25 protein-coding genes and 1 riboswitch are annotated in these 21,558 nt (G+C 33.4%); of the genes, 7 read left to right on the top strand and 18 right to left on the bottom strand.

Features of this window, described 5'->3' with window-relative positions:
• Window positions 1-4: 4 nt before the first annotated feature.
• From BMY13_RS00900 to BMY13_RS00865, 12 genes are all read right to left on the bottom strand, one after another.
• Complete coding sequence (locus BMY13_RS00900; RefSeq protein ID WP_092501800.1) at window positions 5-3,409, bottom strand: hypothetical protein; 3,405 nt, start codon at window positions 3,407-3,409, stop codon at window positions 5-7.
• On the bottom strand, window positions 3,406-4,275 hold the full coding sequence (locus BMY13_RS00895) for a DUF4007 family protein (RefSeq protein ID WP_175476679.1): 870 nt from the start codon (window positions 4,273-4,275) through the stop codon (window positions 3,406-3,408). Before BMY13_RS00895 ends, BMY13_RS00900 begins: the two co-directional genes overlap by 4 nt.
• A 523-nt stretch (window positions 4,276-4,798) precedes the next feature.
• Window positions 4,799-6,334, bottom strand: a complete 1,536-nt coding sequence (locus tag BMY13_RS00890) for a recombinase family protein (RefSeq protein ID WP_092501796.1) — start codon at window positions 6,332-6,334, stop codon at window positions 4,799-4,801.
• On the bottom strand, window positions 6,309-6,509 hold the full coding sequence (locus BMY13_RS00885; RefSeq protein ID WP_092501794.1) for a hypothetical protein: 201 nt from the start codon (window positions 6,507-6,509) through the stop codon (window positions 6,309-6,311). The genes BMY13_RS00890 and BMY13_RS00885 overlap by 26 nt, the downstream gene beginning before the upstream one ends.
• A 277-nt stretch (window positions 6,510-6,786) precedes the next feature.
• Window positions 6,787-7,026, bottom strand: coding sequence for a hypothetical protein (locus BMY13_RS00880; protein ID WP_092501792.1), 240 nt, complete (start codon window positions 7,024-7,026; stop codon window positions 6,787-6,789).
• Window positions 7,027-7,104: 78 nt separating this feature from the next.
• Window positions 7,105-7,449, bottom strand: coding sequence for a recombinase family protein (locus BMY13_RS00875; protein ID WP_092501790.1), 345 nt, complete (start codon window positions 7,447-7,449; stop codon window positions 7,105-7,107).
• 397 nt (window positions 7,450-7,846) lie between these two features.
• Window positions 7,847-7,996 carry a recombinase family protein gene (locus BMY13_RS19370; protein ID WP_175476678.1) on the bottom strand — a complete coding sequence of 50 codons (150 nt, stop codon included), beginning with the start codon at window positions 7,994-7,996 and terminating at the stop codon, window positions 7,847-7,849.
• Between the two features lie 100 nt (window positions 7,997-8,096).
• Window positions 8,097-8,378, bottom strand: coding sequence for a recombinase family protein (locus BMY13_RS00870; protein WP_245736040.1), 282 nt, complete (start codon window positions 8,376-8,378; stop codon window positions 8,097-8,099).
• Window positions 8,379-8,407: 29 nt separating this feature from the next.
• Entirely contained in the window at window positions 8,408-8,542 is a 135-nt protein-coding gene (locus BMY13_RS19845; RefSeq protein WP_281243629.1) for a hypothetical protein, read from the bottom strand.
• A 9-nt stretch (window positions 8,543-8,551) separates the two neighbouring features.
• Window positions 8,552-8,713, bottom strand: coding sequence for a hypothetical protein (locus tag BMY13_RS19365; RefSeq protein ID WP_175476677.1), 162 nt, complete (start codon window positions 8,711-8,713; stop codon window positions 8,552-8,554).
• 60 nt (window positions 8,714-8,773) lie between these two features.
• Complete coding sequence (locus BMY13_RS19360) at window positions 8,774-8,911, bottom strand: hypothetical protein (RefSeq protein WP_175476676.1); 138 nt, start codon at window positions 8,909-8,911, stop codon at window positions 8,774-8,776.
• 500 nt (window positions 8,912-9,411) lie between these two features.
• Window positions 9,412-9,933 (bottom strand): DUF1643 domain-containing protein, encoded by a 522-nt coding sequence (locus BMY13_RS00865; protein WP_092501786.1) that lies wholly within the window; start codon window positions 9,931-9,933, stop codon window positions 9,412-9,414.
• Between the two features lie 80 nt (window positions 9,934-10,013).
• On the opposite strand from BMY13_RS00865, the gene BMY13_RS20020 reads away from it, so the two are divergent.
• The gene (locus BMY13_RS20020; protein ID WP_092501783.1) at window positions 10,014-10,316 is read left to right on the top strand and encodes a hypothetical protein; all 303 of its coding nucleotides are present in this window, start codon (window positions 10,014-10,016) and stop codon (window positions 10,314-10,316) included.
• On the top strand, window positions 10,246-10,428 hold the full coding sequence (locus BMY13_RS19355; RefSeq protein WP_175476665.1) for a hypothetical protein: 183 nt from the start codon (window positions 10,246-10,248) through the stop codon (window positions 10,426-10,428). The genes BMY13_RS20020 and BMY13_RS19355 overlap by 71 nt, the downstream gene beginning before the upstream one ends.
• Before the next feature lie 246 nt (window positions 10,429-10,674).
• On the opposite strand, the gene BMY13_RS00855 is transcribed toward BMY13_RS19355, so the two are convergent.
• From BMY13_RS00855 to BMY13_RS00840, 4 genes are all read right to left on the bottom strand, one after another.
• Window positions 10,675-11,061, bottom strand: coding sequence for a hypothetical protein (locus BMY13_RS00855; protein WP_092501781.1), 387 nt, complete (start codon window positions 11,059-11,061; stop codon window positions 10,675-10,677).
• Window positions 11,062-11,912: 851 nt separating this feature from the next.
• Entirely contained in the window at window positions 11,913-12,740 is an 828-nt protein-coding gene (locus BMY13_RS00850) for a hypothetical protein (protein ID WP_092501779.1), read from the bottom strand.
• A 258-nt stretch (window positions 12,741-12,998) separates the two neighbouring features.
• Window positions 12,999-13,796 carry a hypothetical protein gene (locus tag BMY13_RS00845; protein ID WP_092501777.1) on the bottom strand — a complete coding sequence of 266 codons (798 nt, stop codon included), beginning with the start codon at window positions 13,794-13,796 and terminating at the stop codon, window positions 12,999-13,001.
• 388 nt (window positions 13,797-14,184) lie between these two features.
• On the bottom strand, window positions 14,185-14,424 hold the full coding sequence (locus BMY13_RS00840) for a hypothetical protein (RefSeq protein ID WP_092501775.1): 240 nt from the start codon (window positions 14,422-14,424) through the stop codon (window positions 14,185-14,187).
• Window positions 14,425-14,752: 328 nt separating this feature from the next.
• Here BMY13_RS00840 and BMY13_RS00835 point away from each other — a divergent pair, with 328 nt between their 5' ends.
• Window positions 14,753-16,501 carry a recombinase family protein gene (locus tag BMY13_RS00835; protein ID WP_175476675.1) on the top strand — a complete coding sequence of 583 codons (1,749 nt, stop codon included), beginning with the start codon at window positions 14,753-14,755 and terminating at the stop codon, window positions 16,499-16,501.
• Here BMY13_RS00835 and rlmH read toward each other — a convergent pair.
• Both rlmH and BMY13_RS00825 read right to left on the bottom strand, forming a co-directional pair.
• Window positions 16,397-16,876: a 23S rRNA (pseudouridine(1915)-N(3))-methyltransferase RlmH gene (gene rlmH, locus BMY13_RS00830; protein WP_092501773.1), complete on the bottom strand. Its 480-nt coding sequence runs from the start codon at window positions 16,874-16,876 to the stop codon at window positions 16,397-16,399. The two genes, BMY13_RS00835 and rlmH, sit on opposite strands and share 105 nt — an antisense overlap.
• Before the next feature lie 86 nt (window positions 16,877-16,962).
• Complete coding sequence (locus BMY13_RS00825; protein ID WP_092501771.1) at window positions 16,963-17,715, bottom strand: hypothetical protein; 753 nt, start codon at window positions 17,713-17,715, stop codon at window positions 16,963-16,965.
• 188 nt (window positions 17,716-17,903) lie between these two features.
• Window positions 17,904-17,991: riboswitch (cyclic di-GMP riboswitch) on the top strand.
• A 32-nt stretch (window positions 17,992-18,023) separates the two neighbouring features.
• Between BMY13_RS00825 and BMY13_RS00820 the strand changes: the two genes are divergently transcribed.
• The 4 genes from BMY13_RS00820 to BMY13_RS00805 all read left to right on the top strand — a co-directional run bounded on the left by BMY13_RS00820 (window position 18,024) and on the right by BMY13_RS00805 (window position 21,510).
• Window positions 18,024-18,212, top strand: coding sequence for a Spo0E family sporulation regulatory protein-aspartic acid phosphatase (locus BMY13_RS00820; protein ID WP_092491119.1), 189 nt, complete (start codon window positions 18,024-18,026; stop codon window positions 18,210-18,212).
• Between the two features lie 138 nt (window positions 18,213-18,350).
• Window positions 18,351-19,568, top strand: coding sequence for a lysophospholipid acyltransferase family protein (locus BMY13_RS00815; protein WP_092501768.1), 1,218 nt, complete (start codon window positions 18,351-18,353; stop codon window positions 19,566-19,568).
• Window positions 19,565-20,929, top strand: coding sequence for a sodium/glutamate symporter family protein (locus BMY13_RS00810; protein ID WP_092501766.1), 1,365 nt, complete (start codon window positions 19,565-19,567; stop codon window positions 20,927-20,929). Before BMY13_RS00815 ends, BMY13_RS00810 begins: the two co-directional genes overlap by 4 nt.
• A gap of 74 nt (window positions 20,930-21,003) precedes the next feature.
• On the top strand, window positions 21,004-21,510 hold the full coding sequence (locus tag BMY13_RS00805; RefSeq protein WP_245735951.1) for a GNAT family N-acetyltransferase: 507 nt from the start codon (window positions 21,004-21,006) through the stop codon (window positions 21,508-21,510).
• Window positions 21,511-21,558: the final 48 nt, after the last annotated feature.

The raw sequence follows: 21,558 nt of genomic DNA, 5'->3' as shown, positions 1-21,558 counted from the left end.
TCTTTTATTTATTTTCATCATAATAATCTACTAGTAACTTATATAATAAAGCTGTAATTTCTTCTTTTGGTAGCTTTCTAGACATCAATTCTAAATCTGTTTTGACATTTGAATAAATGATTTTGCCTTTGGACGAAAGTTCAGTTTTAGATATTGCCATAGTTTTATTCTCATCTTTTACTTGATAGTATTCTTGTTCTAATAGAGACGTTTGATCAAACTCTATTAATGATTTTATAGTTTTAGAAAACACTTCATCTGTTGCATCTGACCACTCAGACCTATCAACTCCGACTAATTCCTTTGCTAAGTTGTTTATCCAATTTCCTTCGTTTGACCTCGAAACTACTTTATAAAATCTATTATCAACTTTAATAATTTCTTTCTGGCTTTTCACATGTGCTGATAGCTCTTCGAAAGAACTAGTTTTTGTTAGAGAATAAATTTTGTTTTCAATACTTTCCATGTGTTTATCCGAATAATTCTCACATTCACTTTTAATTCTCTTTATTAACTCTAAGTTGATATTTAAATCATTGAGCTCTTGTAATGCAACATCAGGTTCAAACTCACCTTTTTTAGTTAGTTGTTTAAACATAACCGCTTCACGTGACAATTTATCTGTTTTTTGAGTGATTTTAGGTAATTCCCTAAACCATTTTAATAACATTCTGCTTATGCGAACTGTAGGATGATAGGATTCATCACTCTCCTCACTAAATTCTGCAAAACAATTGTCTATTATATCTATGATCACTTTGTAATTTTCATCTACAACTTGATAAGAGAATGTATAATTTTCCGGCCTGTCCAGCATCCTATCATATAAAATATCACCATTTATATCATAAATATATGAGCCGTCTTTATGATAGAACATTATATATTTCCAATCATTTTTTAAAATAGAAGTTAGTAAAATGGGTATATTTGGCTCTCTTATCCCGAAAGGCTCTTGCTTAAATACATTAATAAGATTTACAAAGTCACCTTGTCCCATTTTTATAACTTGATTAAGTTTCTTTCTTAACTCCTTTATTTCTTTACTTTCCTTACGTTCATTTATCCTATTATTTTTTACAACAGAAGCAAATATTAGTTTAGCAGGTCCTTTAAATTTGGCATTATAATCACTTTTATTAATTATAGAATCCACTACTTCTTTAGCTGCATTTAATTGTTGTTTAGAAATATTTCTGCGGTTAAATGCTTCGTTATTAATCAATGGGGTCTTACTATAGATTTTTTTTATAATATCTGATAACTTTTTACTTAAAGAAATTTTGCTTTTAACCTTTAAATCAATTCCAGTGTGAATCCAGTATGAATTTTTGAACTCAATTATTGGTTCCATCAGTTCTCTAATGACAAATGTAAAGTTCTCTTTGATCTTTAGTAATTCTTCTTCAATTATATTGTCTTCATTTAAGAAATACTTATCTTCTAACAACTGGTCTATAGCAGCAACTTTCGATAAATAACCATCTATATCTCCTAGACTTTTCTTAGGCAGGGCAAAAATAAGTCTATTATTTTCTATACTAATTTTGTTAACCTTCTCATTAATTCCTTCCACTTCTAAATCTGGAATAATATATAAAATTGCCATATCTCCATCTAAATAATCCGAGGCTTTTTCTAACGTTAAATCGCTTGCGTAGACAGGATGAATAGTCGCGAATCTAATCATATTTTTCTCGTCATTATATCGCTTAGGATATGCAAATTTACTCTCTAAGACCTCACTTAATATCTCTACTCTTCTTTGCTGGCTAATGCCTAATTTTAATATTTCTTCAATTTTCTTATTTATATCTATACTACTACCTTCAAATATTTCCCAATTGTTATCGAATAATCTATACCTTATAATTTTTTTACTCTCTAAGATACTTACTATTTCCTTAACTCGCTGTATATCCCATCCTAAAGAAAAGGAAATAAAGTCTTTCGAAAGTTTTTGTTTATTACTAAGGTTTGCAATGTCCCATATTGTAAACAACCTTAGTAGTTGTAACTCCAACTCGGAAGTTTTTGATTTATTAATTTTCTTTTGCACTCTTAAATATTTTAAGTATGATTTACCTATTAATGAATCATTCGTGAATTCTTGTAAAGCTGGTTCAAAATATTTAAATAGAATGTCAACATAGTACCATGTATTTTTATTTTCAAAGTACCTTTTTAATCCACCTTCTTCATTGCTTTCCAAGAAAGTGAACAATGTTCTTTCGTTTTGGGCAACAGCATTTGCTAAATGAGGTAATGTAAACATTGTTACAGGATGTATAGGGAAAGAGTTATCAACTATAATAGATTTCTTCTCCCGACCATTTAACTCAGGGAACAAATCATACTTTATTATTTCATTTTCAAAATTATATTTCTCAGAATGATTAACTCTATATTCTGACGTAACTTCACTCGCAAGTCGAATGAATGTCGCTGGATCACTGTAGGTATTGTACATCCTAAAACGACCTTGTATTCTATTAAACTCATTTTGCAATTCCTCACCATAACTAAGAAAATATTGCTTTAAATTTCTATGTGTAATTAGCAGTACATTAAAGTTTTCGCACTCATGATGATCAGCTAATTCAGCAATATCTTGTATATCCTGCATGGCCTCTACTGTTTCATATTTATCTATGCTTTGTAAAAACCTTCCAAATTCATCATACACTAAAAAGATTCCTAGGCCATTTTTGTCAAGTTCATTTAATATATAAGACAAATCATCAGTAATATCATGGTCATATGATAATGATAATTCTGCACCAGCAGTTAGCACGGGGTAAATATTTTGGAACCATTTAATAGCACTGACATCGTAAGCTTCTATGTCTTTAATAAAACTTTTAACATTCCAATTTTCTTTTTCTAAAATGCGATTAAATTGATTATATGTTTCTAAATATTGAGTATTCCACAAGTTAATTATTGATTTTATTTCCTCGACAAAAGAAGGGATAGTAAAATCAAGATTAAACCTTTTTAATGAATTGTGTATTGAAGAAATCACTACTTCACGCAGTTTATCCTGTTTGCCATTAATTACTACCGGGATATAAACCTTATTTGTTTGTTTCATTGTATTAATTAATTCAATTATTGTCTTTTCATCAGTGTTAACCTTATCAAACTTATCTATTAATTGGTCTAAAACACCTGAATCCACATTTTTAGAAGCGATGTTAGCAATTAAAGCTCCTATCATTGACTTACCAGAACCGTAAGACCCTACTAATATGTGTGATTTATTTCCACCAGGAAGAAACCCCTGCAACACACCTGTTAAACTTTCTAAGTGTGTTGGAGTGGGTATATACCTTTCTTGTATCCAATCACTTCCTAAATCAAGTTTGATGTTTACACTTGCTTTGAATTTACTCTTTGAAGTAATCATCTTAGTACCCTTTCTTTTCTAATGTATTCTTCTTCTAAAAACTCAATAGGTTCGACCAAGGTTATTCTTACTAAATCCAATCTGTTAGTTCTGTCAAATTCAAGAGGGTATCTAAATACCGAAACAAGTTCTTCAATTGCTTTCACAATTTCACTTCTATGTAAATTAAACACTTTTCCCCATAAACCCTTGTTATTTTCTATTTCATCTATAGAGACTTCAGACTGTCCGTATTTCATTAAAACATACATAAGTGCAGTTAACCCTATTTCTTCATATTTAGGAGAAGTTTTAAAAACCCTTCCTTCCTTTTCTTTAAGCAATTTTAAAAAAGCAAGTGGACTCTGAATAACCTCTTCAGGATCTTCTGATTTATTCTTTGACACATATTGCTTTGTTAGACATTCGATATCCCGTCCCAATGTATTGGTAGAGTTTTTAGTTTCATAGTTTTTATTAATCCAAGTTATAAGATCATTTAAAGCCTCTCCTTTTTCAAAGGATTTTTTACTATATTCATTAAAAAGCCAATACCAAGTTGTACAGGGTTCCTGTTTGCTCACTAAGTTATAATGAATAATGCTAGCAGTATCATCTAACTCAATATAAGGATCATATTTATCAAATATCTCCCCAAACTTTGATCTCGTGTGAATTACCTTATTATCGTCAGATCGTTTATCCGTTTCACAAATACCTGTCGCAACTACCCAATGTTTAAGGGAACTTACCATATTATTTCCTAAACCTATTAACTCAGAAGCATTCTTTTTATAAAAAAATCTATTATCTCTTTCTAATTGCTGCAAAGCCTTTCTTAACCAATATATTCTTAAATAAAAACTTTGATGTTGTCCAAAACCCACTAAAAATCTCTCCTTATTTTTCTGGAGATGGATCTCCAGAAAAAGTATCTTCTGTTAGTTTACCATACAATTGTCATTATATCAGGGTGAACATTCTAATTTTATCCATTTTCGTGTTTGTAAATAGAGCACTACATATTCTTTCTTACAATAAACGGAAAAAAAACCAATAGAGTGTACTCTATCGGGAACTAAGGCTTAATAAAATACCCTTCTTTCGTAACTTGGTATATAGAAATCTGATTTTTTTATACTTATTAACCAATTATAGTAGTATACTTAGTAATTAAAGGTTATATTCGAGATAATAAGTGGCTACCCCGTTTACAACAGGATAGCCACTTGCGTCAGATTACGAAACACTGCATATCATGATAAGCAGCCTGATGTTAATCGTATCTGAAGTCGCTGTAGTTATTAGTATTATTATCCAACAAGTTTTTTTATATTCTAATTTCTGCTTTAAAATTGTACCTTACAAGTATTTATCAGCATTCCAGCAAGCACCTAGTAAAAGAATTAATTACTCCTTTTCAGCTAAACGATTAAGGTCTTCTAAATCAAAAAGATATATTACATCCTTAATGCGGCGATCCTTTGTTTTTTTTCCTTTAGTTACATGAACTTTTTTAATTACAGAATGAAAAAACAATTTCTTTTCATCATCGGAGAGTGTATGATAGAAATCTTCAAAGTTCTTAATTGAAAATTTGATAATGTCTATTAGAGATTTGTTTTTCTTCAAGTCTATTTGCATCGTAATATTTTCAAGAACAGATTTATTTTTGTAAATTTCCTCTTGTTTTACGGATATTCGAGATTTCATCATCTCTTCGTCTAAGTTGAGAGTTTCATCCTCTGTCAAATCCATTAAATTAAAGATTTGATCTTCCAGTTTTTTAATCTGTTTTTTGAGTTTTCCAGCTTCATTCTCCAATGGGTTTAGGTCATAATTTAATATCGACTTTGTAGTTGAATAAATTACCTCAGGAGAAACTTTTTCCTTAAGACAATTTAAAAAATCCTTTAGTACATATTCTTCAGCGTGCTCTTTTTTAACGAGATTAGATGAACAAACACTACTACCGCTGTTCTTATTATTATTACATTGATAGTACTTGTATTTGGGATCACTATTACCTTGCACCATTGGCCCACCGCATTGTGAACACTTAAGTAAGCCGCTAAGTGGATACGATCCGGGATGTATTTTTTCTGGAATGTAACTTCTAAAATTCATTACCTTTTCTTTTCCTTTCCACAATAATTCATCTATGATTCGGTCGTGTTTTCCTTTGTTTATCTTACCCCGCCATGTAGTATTTCCTATATACATCTCATTCTCTAAAATTGTTTTAACAGCATTAGATGTCCAATATTTTCCTCGTTTTGTCTTAATTCCTTGGATGTTTAGGCTAGAAGCAATCCTTTTATAACCCCACTTTTCTAGAGCATACTTTTCAAAAATATATTTTACTATTTTTACCTCTTCAGGAATCAATACTAGTTCTTTATCTATACTTTTATAACCAGTTACTTTCCCGCCCAAATAATGACCATCTTTTGCCTTTCTTTCCATTCCCTCGTTTGTTCTAAATGAAATAAACTCTCTTTCAATTTCAGCAAATAATGCCATAACATGAACAAAAATGTCAGACTTTGGATCCTCTGTGTTTATATGATCTGCAACTGCAATCATATGTTTACCATGGGATTCAAGCCTTTCCTTTATATACAGAGTATCTAAAGTATTACGGGAAAGGCGGTCTTGTTTATGGACAATTATATAATCTATTTCCTCTTCTTTTTTTAGTACTCTACTAAACATTGCTTTGAACCCATCTCTACCTTTGAACGATCTACCTGATTTCCTGTCATCAGTATAGGTATCCACTAGTTCAATATTATTTCGTTCGCAATACTCAGTAATTTCTTCAATCTGTCTTTCAATCGAAGTACTGTTTGAATCTTTTTCCGGACGATCGCTCAACCTACCATAAACTAGTGCTCTTTTAGTCCCTTTTTTAGGTCCTTTAATAGAACTTCTTTTGGCCCCCATGACATGACTCCTCACGTTTGCTTTTCATTTTATTTTCCATTTGGTTTGAATATTTAATTATTAATTCTCCAAAATAGTTTAAGAAATCGATTGCTTTAATCTCCTTCAACTCATCCTCTGTTGCTAAAGCTTTTGCGTAGTGTTGCTTGTAATCAAGTTGTATGTTTTTCTTCATTTCTAACACCTCTATATGAATTTGTTTTATTTAACTTCTGGGAATGCATGTCCAATAGGAACAAAATAAAGTTACATATCATCATTTGATGAGACAAAAAAAGCACTACTAACAATATCTGAAGAAAACTTCTCCAAATAATTGCTAGCAGTGCTTCTGCTTTAACATTATTTATTCTGTTTTTGATTACATCTGTACTTTAATTATAATTGAACACCAACTGAATGGCGAGTATAAGTACAAATAATAATTCTTGTTCTAATCCATCTCTATCCATTTATTTTAGATGCATTATTGTCTCTTTAAGATCCATATGAATATTAAACCGGCTTTTATACTCATATATAGGTTTCATAAGTTCTTTTGGCATTAAATACGACTTATCACCTACCGTAATCGTTGGATTAACTTTTTTCTTTTGGGTAGTTGATTTATTGGATACAAGTTGCTCTTTAGTTGCTACCCTACCGTGTGGTAAAACTCTATGTTTTTTAGATTTTAACACAGTATTATACACTTTAATTCCTCCTCACTTCTTAATGGTAAACTGGTCTAGTTTGAATGGCGAACATAAGCGAAAATTATTCTTATCAATTTACTTACTAATTAATTCACTTTTATCAATAACAATTAGCTTTGCACCGTGCTTTGCAAAGAGTGATTGGATATCGTACAACTCTGTTACACTACGACTAATTCTTGTGAGATTTGAAACAATAACATTTTTAACTAGCCCAACTTCAACCAAATGTATAAGCCAGCTCATGCCAGGTCGATCATTGACCGGTGTAACACCAGATGATTGCGTTTCTTCTATTACACTCAATGATATGGAATTTTCTTGTGCATAAGTTGTTCCGTTTGATCTTTGTAATTCTAATGCATGCTTGGAATTAGTAGCAGAACGAATATATAAAACACTATCAATCTTGTTACTCATTTCAACTTCATCCTTTCGAAAATAATGAAATTATTTTTGTGGCACATCTTAAAAATTTTATTATGTTAAGATTTTTTAGTGTTCTAAACTTAACGATAATTGACTAAAAATAAAATGGCGAGCGTAAGTACAAATAAATATTTTTTGTTTGCGCTATTATCCCCTCCTAACAAAAAAGCACCGTTAACCAATCCTTTGAAGAGAGAGTTTCTCCTTAAAAGATTAGCTAACGGTGCTTCCGTTTTGATATACTGTTTGTATCCCTAAAGTAATGTTAACTCGCTGAATTCTGTCTGGCAACAATAAGTACATTTATAATAAAAAATTTTTTTAATTATTTATGTCTGTGATCAAAATTCGGTTTCTTGCACATGTTATGTTTTCAACTTTCGGTAACTCACACCCCTATGGGATGGTCGTTTAAATAAATTACCTCATCAGGATGAAAATCTTTAGTAAATGGTTTTGCCGCTTCTAGCTGCATTTCTAAATTTTGTTGATCACTACTAACCCTCGTATAGACTACAACCTTTCCTTTTATTATCAAATATCAAAACCTCCTTAAATTGTAGTTATCCTGTAATGCAGAAGATATCTAATTCAAAATAGCTAACTAATTCATCAAATATCCCCTGCATTGTGTGTTTTTAAGATTCTTTTGCTTTCAAAGCATCTTTGATACGATTTGACATGTGATTTCTTTCCTTCTCTAAAAGCAATGCATAATGAAATTCCTTTAACACTCCATCTTCTTGATCATGCTGGAAGGGTATGTCATCACTTGCTGTGAAAATCACTTTGACTTTATGTGTATTCATTAAATCAACTATTTCTAAGTATTTATAACAACTGCGTGTTAAACGATCTCGTTGATATACTACTAGTGTATCAACTTGATTTTTTTTGACTAATTCAAGTACCTCTCGCAGCCCCTTTGGTGAGATGCTTTAGAAGGGGCTCATTCAGTAATGATAACAACATCTTCTTCCCGAACTCCTTTTAAGAAAGGTTTAGCTGCTTCTAGTTGTAAATCGAAACTTTGTTTATCAGAGGCAGTTCTTGCATAAACGACAGTTTTTTTATTATTATCCATATTTCCCTCCTAATGTTTTGTTGAGTGACTTATTAACTTTGCTTCAACCGATGGATCTAAATCGAGCTCTTTTAAGATGATGCGCTCCACCAATCGTTCAAGCCAAAGTTTGGATTCTTCCGGCATTTCTTCACTAAATGACACTTTTCCAATAGAAAACTCTTTTTCCATAGTTTTTAGTTTCCTCCCGTCTAAACTTATTACTTAAAAGATTGACGAGAGGAAGCATATTTATACTTTTTTTCTAGTTTCAACGGTCAAAGGTAAATTAAGTTGAATGTGGGCATTGCCATCCACTCTGTCAGGAATCGGTTTAATAACTTCCCTTACCTGCATACCAGGTATATCCTTTTTATAAAGATTCTTCATTTTTACCCTCCGTCTTTTTTGGTGTAAGATAATACTTTTTGAAATGTAATAATACATCTTCTGAAACTTCCTGGTTTTTTAGTAATCTATTAAACCATGTTGGTGTTTTTTGGTTTACAGTCAGCGAAAAGGCCTCCTTCCTAGTAACGAAAAAAAGCACGCAAGGAACATGACCACCAATTTTAAAAACTGGTAGTGCATGTAACCTGCGTGCTTCGCATTTAGTTACTATTTGAATATTTAATTGTGTCTATAATAAACTAGATTTTTTGTAAATGCAAATAGAAGTTATAAAATTTTTAAAAATAGTGATTTTTAAAATTTTGTGTGCTAATGGTTTCATTAAAATTATGTTAGGTGTAGACTTGTAAAATTATTACTTTCCAGTAACCCTCTCCCCAACAAAACATTTCATAGTAAATCTTTACTATATTTGCGACCTTCCAAAAATTAATCACTTAATTTTCTAATCTGCTATAATATTTCACATTATTTACTCTCTAAATTTGATCTATTGTAATAATCCGTTCTTTCTTATTGACCGTTGACCTACTCAAATGTACCATTCTGTCATCTTCAGTGTTTAACCTAACGATATTGATTTTCTTACAGCGATTTAAGAGTTCTTTAAATTGATTAATTCGTTTATTACGGTTTTTATTGCTCCCCCATCCTATATAAAGCTTTTCACTCTCATTAACTGCATGACGTATCCAATTATCCGTGTTTACATCTCGGCGCTTACTGTAAGCTATGCGTATAAGCTCTTTTTCTGATTGAGTTCTATAAGACCAGAGATTAACGATGAACATACCTCCATACTTAGCCCCAATACAAAAGTTCATAAATAACATTACGGATTTATCCAAATAAAGAGCATCGGTTTCTCCTCTCGGATTAAGCATCACAATTGTTGCCATTGGCTTTTTATTATCCCAAACCTTCTTAAGCAAGTACCGATGAGTTTTAGCTCTATCTTTAGAAAACTCGGCTTCGCTATGTATAATACTTTTTATCTTCATGTAATTACCACCCTTTTTTTGTTATAAAATAAATTCACTCCAATATTTTACCTGGGCTGAAAGTCTATGCTTGGTGTTTAATGAATAACCACACTCACCTACTACTGAAACAAAGAGAAGAATCGCTTTCGACCACGATGAAACGAATTGTAGTCAGCTACGTGAACTATTATCACTGGAAGTATCGAACGAACGGACACCTATTCCAAGACCTGCTCAAAAGAGAAAATGTCGAAACGACTCAATGTCTATTGACCGTGATTCGATACATCCACCAAAATCCCATCAAGGCAAGAATGACCTATAAAATAGATGAATGGAAGTGGAGTAGTTGCCGCATACTATGGTCACACTGTTTATCCGCATGGATTATTAGATGTTGATCATATTATTAACATGTTTTCACCGGATATCAAGGTCGCACGGAAGCGGTTCAAAACATTCAATAAAACCATCAACAATAACCGTTTCTTAAAAGTCGATGATGGTCCATGAACACGAAAAACAGACGAAGATGCGAGAGAGAAAATACATGAAATGAAATTCTAGAAAACATCGAGATTGCCCACGTCAAAAGCATACTTCGAGAAAGAAGAAACGAAATCTTATAAGAAGTCAACAAAAATCGAAGGAGTATCTCAACGTCAAGCCGCTAGCATACTAGGAATCTCCCCTAATATAATATTTAAGGCATGAAAGGCAGGAAGCATGAAAACCGTCCCTGCACTTTCTAGTAGCTTTCTAGGGAAGTTTAGATCCGAACATAGAAATAGAGAGATTATTATTTGTATTATGAGTTAAGGGCTCAGTAGGCTTTTTAAATTTGACAGGATAAATCCATTCTACTCCTTCTAAATCGACGTGATATAGTACATTATTGTTTTTTTTAGATTTTTTTTCAGACTCATTGATTAAAGTGTGAGTCTCTGTCATTTCCTCTACATTATATGTATATTTTATGGTTTCTCCTTTAATAGTTTGATAAGTTAAAATTATTTTTTTAGGGTAAGTAAACTTATTGGCTATAGGTATAAATATTTCTGTGTTTTTTTCAAAAACACTTAGGTGTGACTCAACAAAATATGGATCATTATCTATTTGACCATTTGCCTCACCTATAAAAATCATTTTTATATGGCAATCTAGTATAATATCTGGTTGTCCACTGTGGTGGATTTTGTAAAATGGAATGCTAGCTCCTTTACTTAAAGGGTCCTTTTTAACTTCTTCGTAAAAGGGATTACTTAAAATTTTGCTATTTGGATGTGTCTTAATGTTTTCTAGATTAACTGGAGCTATAAACTCCTCAAGGATAATATAGGAACGGTTACTTTCTATTTCACTTTGTTTATTCTCATCAATTTGGGCTTTAATTTGTCCAGAAGCTATAAGGTATAACCACCAATTATCCCACCTGAGTAATTACCAAAGAATCCTAACCATCGAGCGTTATCAAGTACTGCTAATCCAAAGGAAGGTATAGCCATTAAGATGTTAATAACTACTGGGGTCAAAAAGGAAAAAAACTACTATCAACCACTTTGTTTTTTTATTTAATCTCATTTAAATTCACCTTTCTTAGTAATTGTTCGACATATTTTGCTAATGCCCTCTACACCAATCCTAAATTTACAGACTATGGGTAACTTTACAGCTTCAATTTCATAGAAAAATACTAATACTATAATTTGTGATTAATTTAAATATTCATATAATTAATGGCGAACATATATCTGCAAAAGATGGGATAAATGAACAGGAAATCATATCTGTTTATAGCTGTCCCTGCCACTTTACTTTTTGAAAGCGTAGGGACGGTTCTTACGTTTATTCCAATATAGTTAATCTAAAGCCCTTGATTATCTATATTGTAGAATGATGAAATTTGGAAGTAGCATATCAATCCGTCCCACCGCTTCTTTCAAAGAAATTTATTTGACTTCAATAAAAAAAGTAGAAGCCGGCTTCTGCTCACTGTTTTAGAAACCTTGCTCTTTTAAGGCTGGCTTAATAATATCTACATATATATTGTAACCATATCGACCATTAAGCTTTAAATTAACAGCTTGCTCAAATGGGGCATCCGGTGCTGAAACTGAAGTGGGAATATAATGTAATGAGCTATAACTATATACAGTACTAACAGCAGGAAAAATGCTATTAAACGCTTTAAATTGTGGAAGTGTATGATTAATAACGTCTTTTATACCCTCTCGTTGTAAGTCATATATAATTTTAGGGTTTATCAAGTCTTTAGCAACAGGAGTATAGGGCTTAACATCTTCGCTTAATAATATATCTGGTAAATACTGATTTTGTCCCTCCGAATATGGTTGTAATTTTATTGTTAAATCAACGATCTGATACGGAGGTACAACTAGCCAAGCGTGTGCGGCTGTGGCTCCCTTTGTATAATCAACACACCAAAAGTGTCCTCCCTTTAATTGACTTTCTGGAGGATAATCAATACTCAAACTTCCGAAGACCATATGATTCCAAATGCCCTCTTCTTCTAAAATACGAGAAAGTATAGCTGACATATCTACACATGCACCTAAACGACCATCTTTTTTTAATTCTTTAAATAACAGATTCGCGATAAAAGGCACTTTTTCTCTTACCATAGATAAATAGGTTGAATCATATTTTTTTAAGTGGATATATTTTGCATAGTTGTTTAGATACGATGGATTACTATGTTCCTCACGCATAAAAGCTACAGAATCATAAAAACCAACTTTTGAAATATCAATATGTTTCTTTGAGAAGTCTCTTTCAATCTCTTTTAACTTTCTTAAACTTGCCATTCAATATCCTCCTATCCAGCTATTATTTCCCTTTATGTATGGTAGTTAAATTATAATTATCCATATGAGTAATTCCTTAGATAATTGAACATTCTATACTTTAATTATCTACAGTTATGGAAAAAGCCGAAACAAATAGCTCGTACCGGCTTGTGAAAAAGCAGCTTTTTTATATTTATCTGGTTATCGTCTTATTCTTTATATATAATAAAATTAGAAATTTGTCTTTTGGATTCGATATTTTATCGAATCCATTTTTTATATTATAGACCAACCTTTTTGATACAAATGATTTAATGAAAGAGCTGGTTCTTCCCGGTCATCGATAACTGTTATAGAATTTCTTCCTTCATCTTTGGATTGGCTGTAGTGAACATAGAAATTGATCATTCCAGAAGGAACAGCCACTTTTTGAGACAACCACTTATTAAATTGCTCTTGGTTAACGAACATCCCCTCAATATTATCTTCAAATTCTGTAATATACTTTGTATTTTTATCAACTTTCACCAACAATGCATAATAATCACATGAAGAAAACATTTCCTGCGATCCTTTGTTCCACGCAGATACGCGATATGGTTCATAGTCGAGACCTTTTCTAAAAGATTCATAATCCCTTGAAGAGCTAATATACACCTTGAAGGTACGGCCTTCATACTCACAAGTTAATACATTATGCTTCAAGCTAACAAAACTAATACCTCTATTCGCTTCAAGTAATTTCTTTTTAGCATAATCCACCATTTCTTCTCGTGTAAAAGTACGTTCCTTCTTCTTTTTTCCCTTTGCTACAACTGCCATATGTTCGATTCCACCCTTATCTCCATCTTCTTTTTCAATCGAAATAAGCCCGTCAATTAGTTTTTTTTCACTTAGCCATTCATAGACTCTAAAAATATCCTGCTTGGACGCACCTGTGACGAATTCCACTTCCTCCAGATTTCCCTTTGTTAAGATGAAGCTTCTTGCGATAATTCCATTCATTGAATCATTAAGAGCCGGTATTTCTTTTAACCACTTCTGCCATCTTTGATATCGCTGAAAACTAATCATTAAATTCCTTCCTCCTTCCATAAGTTTTAACTACAATTTTATTTTATAATATGCTATAAAAATACACAAGGGTTTTTTCTTAGCAATTTTTGAGCAACTTTTGAGCAACTTTTTAATTTTTAATATCAGAGATAACATTAACCTTGATTTATTGTACTGAATATATACCAAGTATTTGTATTTATTCCTGTCAAACCCATTCTTTTATTTCGCAGTATAGGTCAAATACGACAAAACGATCACCCTAAAAAGTGATCGTCTTTAATGAATTGTATTTAGTTACTAGTATCGTTGTACTACTCAGCTAATGATTTTGTTTTGTTGGTTGTTCTTCTTCAAAATAGTCCTCAGATAGTTGCCACCTCATGTTCGTTTACTTTCACCCGGCTCATCCCCTATCGTTTATTCTTGTTTCTTTATTAATGAATTTCCAATAGTAAACTTCAATTGGATTATCTACCATTTTCTTAGCAAAATAATTGTCTATAGAAGAGTCACCACTCTTTTCACTTTCATTTACTTCATATCTAATTTTAAAATAGTCTCGATCCGCATCTAACATATTGTCGTATTCTTCCTTAAAAGGATGAGAATCGCTTACAGTCGGACGATGCTTCCACTCTGTCAACGCTTTCACCTACTTATATCTATTTGTAAATAAACTCGTGTCGGTTCACTCTTTCATGTGCAGATTAGTACGACTCTTTATATTAACATAAAATACGTTAGGTAATAGTTAACCCTATTGAACCTTTAAGTATTCATTGCTTTGATAATTAATTCTTTTCTTCATCCAACACCGACCGTTTACAGGTCTTAGTTTTACATCCCGACACCTTTAGATAAGCTGGTGCGTATTCATGTCGTTCAACTGATAAATAACTTCCTAAACAAAGCAATGTATTTTTTACCTCCTTTAATACCAATACTGTTATAAAAGTTAAAGGAGGATCAAAATGAATGAAATAAAAAGCGTTGCATTGTACTGTCGTGTCAGCACAGAAGAACAAGCAAGTGAAGGCTACAGTATTTCTGCACAATTACAAACTTTACGTCAATATACGTCCCTTTATGGTTGGCACATTGCTGAAGAATATGTTGATGAAGGCATTAGTGGTAAAGATATAAAAGGCCGGCCTGCAATGCAAAGGCTGATAGCTGATATTGATAAGGAGAAATTTCAAGCTGTACTTGTATGGAAGATATCACGCCTTTCACGTAATATGTTGGATACTCTAGTTCTTCTAGATAATTTCGAAGAGTATGATGTAAAGTTTATTTCCTACTCAGAGAATTTTGACACATCTAGTCCTATTGGCAAACTTGTCGTTCAACTGATGGCATCCATTGCAGAAATGGAGAGAAATACTCTATCTGAAAATGTGAAGCTTGGTATGACACAGAGGGCTAAAGAAGGTAGCTGGAATGGTGGCGTGGTTTTCGGATATGATTCTATAGAAAAAGAGCTAATCTTTAATTCACAAGAAGCAGATATTGTTCAACTTATCTTTAACTTATATGCAGAAGGTAAGGGGCTTAAGGCTATAGCTAATTATTTAAACAAAGCAGGATATCGGACTAAACGTAGAAAGCACTTCTCAATCAATGGCATTGCTACAATATTAGATAATCCTATTTATAATGGTAAAATTCGATGGTTACAAGTTGAGAACTGGGATAAAAAGAGAAGGCGTGGCAAAAATGCTAATCCCATTGTAGTCGATGGAAAACATGATGCTATTATCTCCGATGAGCTTTGGAATATTGTCCAAGCCAGAAGACAAAGTAAGTCTTTTAAGCAGCGTCAATCCCAAGAGCCTTTCCTATTAAGCAGCATCCTTCGATGTCCTACCTGTGGACAAGGAATGGTTCCATCTATCACTACCCATATTTTAAAAGATGGAAGCAAACGAAAACATCGCTATTATATATGTAGTGTGTTCCACAACAAAGGATCATCTGCCTGTAAAGCCAATTCAATTAAAGCTTACGATGCAGAAGATGCTGTCATTAATCGTATAACAGAATTCTTGAACGATTCAGCTGGCTTTAGTCAAACCATACAAAGCATTAATAAAGACACGGTTCAATTAAATGTGAATCTAAAAGAGCAATTAAAGAAGATTAAAACAGAGCTTAAAGAAGCTAATACCATGCAAGAAAAATATATGGAAGCATTTGAGCAAAATCTCTTCCCTGTATCCATATTACAGGAACGGTTACAGAAGTTAGCTAAGTCGAAGAATGACTTAGAACAGAAGAAAAATGAACTTAGCATTCAACTAAGTTCATCAGACACTAAAATTATACCACCAGACGTGGTTAGGCATTTATTAGAAAAATATGTTGATGAATTTCAACAATCTTCTAGAGAAAAGAAAAAGCAGCTTCTTCAGCTTTTGCTAAATAAGATATCCATCAAACATTTGGACGGTCGTTTTCGAACTATGGATAAAATAGAACTCGATTTTGATTTTTCCGAAGTAAATCTGTCCAAGACATTTACACTTATTCACATCCTGTATCTTGAATCAGATTATTCAAAGGAAAATTCTGATTCAAAAGACAAAATGCCGCCTTATCTTCAAATTTTTTTGCCTCTATTTATGGTACGGTTCCTCCCGATTAATCCTAAACCCCCTATAAATCTGCTCCAACAATATAAGTCTCATCACCTGGTGCGGAAATGTCATTTTGGAAAATGATAATGCGAGGTTACTTCGCTTTTGGACTTCATCACTGATACCTAATGACCCGCCAATTACAAATGCAAGCTTACTTTTCCCGTAGGTGGCAAGCTCGTCCATTTTGACTGCGAGCTGTTCGGAGCTTAGCATTTTGCCATTGATTTCGAGTGTTATCACATGGGTATCCTGCTTGATGTTAGCGAGAATGCGTTCGCCTTCCTTTTTTTTTACTTCGATCATTTCGGCGTCGCTCATATTTTCTGGGGCTTTTTCATCGGCGACTTCGATGATTTGAACTTTTGCATATGTACTTAATCTTTTTAAGTATTCTTCAATGCCCTGCTTGAGGTATTTTTCCTTTAATTTTCCTACTGCGATAATTTTAATGTTCATTGAAATTCATTCCTTTATGGACTTCTTTTGTTTACATTGTATCAAAGAATGACGATACCGTATTACAGTATCGCCATTTCATTCAGTTAATCAGACTTCCACTTTTCTTCTCGTTGCTTTTTCATAAATAGGGAAAGTGGTTGTTCTGATCCAGTCATCAGTTTATAGACATATGTGGAGGTAAGATTATAACTGTTTTCAATACTTTCTGCTATATAGTTGGTTCGTTCAAAAAGGATGGATCGAAACTGATCAATTTGCCTTAATGTTTTCTCCATTAGGGCTTCTTGGTTTTCCAGTCGGTTTATTACTTGATCCTGGTTATCATCTTGTGTGGAAATCCGCTCTGACATCTGCTTGTTGAGATCATATAATTCACTCATATGTGATGCGAGTGACTGGCTTGAGCTTTCATATTTTCCTAACTGATCTACAATAGCTTGGTTCGATTCGCCTAAGCGATTGACTTGCTCTGCAATCTCCTTATTTAAAAGACCACCGTTCTCCAAAATAGCTTGTAACTTTGCATTGTTTCTATCTAATGTTGTCAGCCATTGCACGGCCTGCTTTTCGAAATTTTGATGCTGAAGGTTACTTTCTTTTAATACTTCCAGCTGTTTGCCAACCTCCTGCCACCTGCCTGCTTGCGTATTAGTTTGTTGGTGGTATAACGATTTTAAGTCACGGAACGAATTCGATAATGATTTATTTAGCTCTTTCTGTTCTTTTATCATCTCGGAGAAATAATCTACGCGAAAGTATCCCTGGTTCGGCTCCAGAATATCGCTGCCATTCATAAAGACATCTGGATGATCATCATTATTAATATATAATCCCATCGCTTGCTCACTTCCTTATTCATATTATTGTATTATCCTATGCGTTTTATTAAAAGACGGGACAATAATCCAGGTGAAGCAAGTTTAAATTCAATATCTATTCATGATTTTTGCGTTAATTCAGTATATATAGTATATTGTGAATAATATCTTTTATAGAATAAACTGTGTTAGTACCATCACATCATGTACGAAAATGGCAAAATCATTGAAAAATGATGACGCAAAGCTACAGGGACTAAGTTGGATTTTCCAATAAGTCAGCCAGCTTTCGAATACACTCCTTATTCCTGGAAGGGGGATGTGATTTGGATATAGAAGATGTTCTTAAGATTATTAACGATGATATTAAAATGCTCAAATCTTTGATGTATCAAGTTAAAGCGAATGGAAGTGAGTTTACAGATCCTTCATTAATACAAGTTAGTCAATTATTAGATGTGAAACTCAACCAACGAAATGATCTAATGTCTTTTTGTGCAAATGAACTAGATTAATTCTAAATTCATGTTTTTGTGGTACTAACACTGCCTCTCTATACTCCGTAAACTCATGGGGTATAGCTTTTTTTGTATTTAAGTATGGTAAAATAATAGCGTAATTATTTCATAAATTTTATCGTTGGATGTGAAACTATGAGTATCGAAAATAAACCGAATATGTGGATAATAAATATGCTGTTAATTCCTATCCGTTTCTTTACCAGAAGACGTTCAAATATAGTGATTGAACGTAATGACACACTTCACATGAGACCACCTTATATTATTTTATCTAACCATGTAAACAACTGGGATCCGCTGATTCTGAATAGTTATGTAAAAGAACCGATTTCTTTCATTGCTGCTGACCCTCTTTTTCGAAATCCTTTCTTAAAAAGAATATTAAATTATGTTGGCGCCATTCCTAAAATGAAATTTAAAAATGATACTAGCACGATAAGAGGTGTGCTGAAAGCTAAAAAACATAATCGGGTTATTGGTATTTTTCCAGAGGGGAACCGTAATTGGGATGGTGACACCGAGCCGCTTATTTATTCAACAGCTAAACTAGTCAAGCTGTTAGACATTCCTGTTGTAGTTGCAACTATTCGTGGTGGCCATCTTACTCATCCAAGGTGGGCAGATAAACATCGCAAAGGCTTAATCTCTATTTCCTATAAAAAAGAATGGGATCAGGGAGCTTTTTCAAACGATTCACCTGACGTCATAAACCAAAAGCTAACCGAAGCGCTTTACCATAATGAAATGGAATGGCAGTCCGAGATTGCGAGTGAATATCAGGGGAAAAATCTAGCAAACTACTTGGAACGCCTGTTGTTTGTTTGTCCACATTGTAGAATACCTGGACAGCTGCATTCGCACGATGACCTGTTTGAATGTCAGAGCTGTGATTATACCGTTCGTTACACACTTTTAGGAAATTTTGAAGAAGTAACACACCCCATCTATTATTCTACTCCTCGTGATTGGAATAAATGGCAGCTTGAATTTCTGAAAGCCACCTTACTTGACCCGGATTGGCAGCAGAACTGGAATAATGCAATGCAGGACCATGTAAAGCTGTTTATATCTTGGGACAATAAACCATTCCGGCTTATTTCTAAAGGGGATTTGAAGTGGAACAATAAAACAATCACTTTCGATGGAGATGATAGAGAGCAATATGCGTTTGCATTTGAGGATCTGGAAGGGATTAATATTCAGTTTCATCATAAGCTGGACTTTTTTTATGAAGATCAATTTTACCGAATTGTATTTTATCAGCCCCAAACCTCGGCATACAAATGGTTAATGGCAATCAAAACCGCACAGGCATTGGAATCTAAACAGACCAAGGAGGTTATCTCATGAGTAACTCCTGGTCATTAGTGCTCGATTTTGCTCTTTTATCTTTTTTAATTGTTATTGCCGCTGTATTAAAAGCTAGAATTCCAGCCTTGCGAAAATTAATTGTACCAACGTCCATGATTGCTGGTTTCCTTGGGCTAATCGTCGGACCTGAACTGCTAGGATGGATCAACTTTGATAAGGATTTACTTGGGAATCTGGTTTACCATTTAATGGCTATTGGCTTTATTGCTTTATCGTTAAAAGAACGGGAAGTTGAAAACAGCCCGGCAATCCTTAACTCAGGCCTCATGATCGTTTCAACATACCTCATCCAAGGATTGGTCGGTTTTGGTTTATTCATGATCCTTGTCGAAACATTTTATCCCGACTTTTTCCCAGGTGTTGGACTATTGCTGCCACTCGGATTCGGTCAGGGTCCCGGGCAAGCATATTCAATAGGTACACAGTGGGAAGAACTGGGACTAGTTGGGGGCGGGAACCTTGGTTTAACGATTGCCGGGATAGGCTTTATCTGGGCGACGGTCGTCGGGATTATCCTGATGAACCTGTTAGCCCGCAGCAAAAAGTTCCAGAAAACCGAATCTGGCCCAGTCAAAACACATAAACAAGTGATAGAAAGGTCAGAGCCAGATGAAATTCCGTTAAGTGATGCAATCGATAAGCTAACCTATCAAATAGCATTAATCGGCTTCATTTATCTGGTTACATATTTGACCATATACGGGTTAGACAAAGTATTGACGCCACTTGGAACATTTGGAGCAACTTTTGCCCAGCTAATCATTGGATTCCACTTTTTAATCGGAAGCTTGTACGCGATGTTTTTCCGAACTGTTTTAAATCGATTAAAAAATGCTGGACTTCAGCTTGAACATTCACCGAACAACTTTTTACTGCAGCGAATTTCCGGCTTTTCGTTCGATTACATGATAACTGCATCTATAGCTGCTATTTCGATTTATGCATTACAGGAGTATGCTTTCCCAATTCTGATATTAACTACCTTAGGCGGCTTTGTGACCATCGCATTTTTACTTTGGATTGGACCGCGCGTGTTCCCTGAAAATAAACTGCCAAACGTATTAGGATTTTACGGAATGCAAACCGGTACAATATCAACTGGAATGGCACTATTAAAGGCAGTTGATCCAAAATTCCAATCCAATACAGCAGATAATATGGTGATGGGAAGTGCGACAGCAATAATGTTTGGATTTCCTTTATTACTGCTCTTAAATGTGCCAATCGTTGGGTATGTTCAAAATCAGCCAATCATGTATGTCTATACATTTATTGGATTGCTTGTTTATTTCCTGGCGCTGGTTGGAGCCTTGCTTTACAGGACACGAAAAACAGTATAGTTAGTTGGATGGAACGGGTTCCGTTACCTATCACAGAGAATAAAAATGTAAGATAATCTATGAGGAGGTAAAAAATGAACTTGGATTACGTTGAAGGTTTCAATATAAAAATTGCTACGAATGAGGATAGTAGTGAAATTATTAAAATGTTAAAACAGATAGCTCTATGGATGAAAGATAATGAAATAAATCAATGGGGGTTTCTATTAGATGGTGGTGATGATGAAGAAATTGAACAAGCCATATCTAATCAAGAAACGTATATTGTTTTGAAAGATAACGATATTGTGGCTACATTTACACTTTTATCTGAACAAAGTGAATGGGACAGGCATATTTGGGGAGACGATATTTCCTCAGAATCGCTTTACTTACATAGACTTGCAATTATTCCTACATATATGAAGAACGGAATGGGTAGAAGTGTTCTAGATTGGATACAGAACAATGAAAGTGATAAAGAATATCTTAAATTAGATTGTGTTGCGGATAATATAAAATTAAATAACTTTTATAAGAATAATAAATTTGAACTTGTCGGTTTAACAGATGGACACAGTAAATATCAAAGGCGTATATAAAAAAGGATTAATAATTCTTAAACTATCGGGTGCTTTCCTTGAATAGGA

Source organism: Virgibacillus subterraneus, from assembly GCF_900110695.1.
In the GTDB taxonomy this organism is placed as follows: Bacteria; Bacillota; Bacilli; order Bacillales; family Amphibacillaceae; genus Lentibacillus; species Lentibacillus subterraneus.
This window is presented reverse-complemented; position numbering and strand designations above follow the sequence as displayed.